This window comes from Enterobacter sp. SCRI0065 (genome assembly GCF_059766475.1).
On record NZ_JCBAJB010000047.1, the window covers coordinates 1 to 382 of the forward strand.

Sequence of the window (382 nt, forward strand, 5' to 3'; positions counted from 1 at the left end):
TTCTCCCACATGTCGCGCCACGTTGACTCTGATAGGTCCGCATGAACCAAGCCAACGAGGCCACCTGATGTTTCAACCTGTATGGCATAGGGTAGTTCAGCTAAGGCTGTTACATAGGCAAGCTGGTCTTCGTGGCTCATGCTCATAAGCCGTTCTCCGCCATGCCTCTTGTAATCGTCTACACTTTCCCCCATATGGCCCCAGACAATTGCCATTTCCTCATGGTTGCCTTGGACAGCATGGAACCAAGGCTTTTCTACTCCAACATGGATGCTTGGATAAACTAAGGCAATGAAGATCCCCTCCCCCAAGGTAAGGTTCGTATCGACAAGAAAGGCTACTGGCTCACCAGCAAAAAGGAACTGAACGTAAGGGTTGGTAG

General features: G+C 50.3%; 1 protein-coding gene. It reads right to left on the reverse strand.

What is annotated here, in order from left to right; translation table 11 throughout:
* Positions 1–382 (reverse strand): metallophosphoesterase family protein (locus tag AC6EMZ_RS23360; protein ID WP_498405193.1); only part of this gene is annotated, 382 nt, incomplete at both ends.